An 886-nucleotide genomic window follows, 5' to 3' on the forward strand; every position below is an offset into this window, starting at 1 on the left:
CCGCCCTGGCCGAAACCGCCGCCCTGCTGACGCTGCGAAAAAAGGCCCGGGCGATCTGGGGGGACGAGGACGAATGATCAGTGGCCCGGATCGCCAACATGCTGTCGAGCTGATCGACGAGGCCCGCGCCAACGGCGCCCGTCTCGAGCCCGCCTGTCGTGCGCTGGGGCTCACCGCCCGCACCTATCAACGTTGGACGCGTGACGGCGACCTCCAGGAGGATCAGCGCCCTTTTGCCGAACGGCCGGTGCCCGCTAACGCCCTGACACCGGCCGAAGAGCAGGCGATCCTCGAGGTGTGCCACCGGCCGGAATACGCCAACCTGCCGCCGGAGCAGATCGTGGTGCGGCTGTTCGATGACGAAGCGCGCTATCTGGCCTCGCCCTCGACCTTCTATCGCGTCCTGCATAAACACCGTGAGGTCGTCCACCGCGGCCGCGCCAAATCGCCCAAGCGCCACGCGCGGCCCACGACCTACCATGCCACCGCGCCGAACCGGGTTTGGACATGGGATACAACGTGGCTCGGCGGGCCCATCAAGGGCCAGCACTACTACCTGGTGATGCTGCTCGACATCTACAGCCGCAAGATCACCGGCTGGGAGGTGTTTCTGGCCGAATCGGCCCACAACACGCGTACCGTGTTGGAGCGTGCTGTGCTGGCGGAGCAGGTGATCGACCAGCCCCTGGTGCTGCACGCCGACAACGGCAGCCCATTCAAGGGCGCGACGCTGCTGGAGAAGTTGCACGATCTCGGCATCACCCCGTCGTTCAGCCGGCCGCGGGTCAGCAACGACAATCCGTACTCGGAGTCGCTGTTCCGTACCTGCAAGTACCGGCCCTGTTATCCGGCAGACGGCTTCGGCAGCCTCGATGCTGCCAGGCAG

At 66.4% G+C, this 886-nt stretch carries 1 protein-coding gene; it reads left to right on the forward strand.

Features of this window, described 5'->3' with window-relative positions; translation table 11 throughout:
• Nucleotides 1–73: 73 nt before the first annotated feature.
• Nucleotides 74–886, forward strand: an 813-nt coding sequence (locus tag QWY80_RS02645; protein ID WP_290229128.1) for a DDE-type integrase/transposase/recombinase, incomplete at its 3' end; no start/stop codon positions are given.

The organism is Halomonas ramblicola (genome assembly GCF_030409215.1).
Taxonomy (GTDB): domain Bacteria; phylum Pseudomonadota; class Gammaproteobacteria; order Pseudomonadales; family Halomonadaceae; genus Halomonas; species Halomonas ramblicola.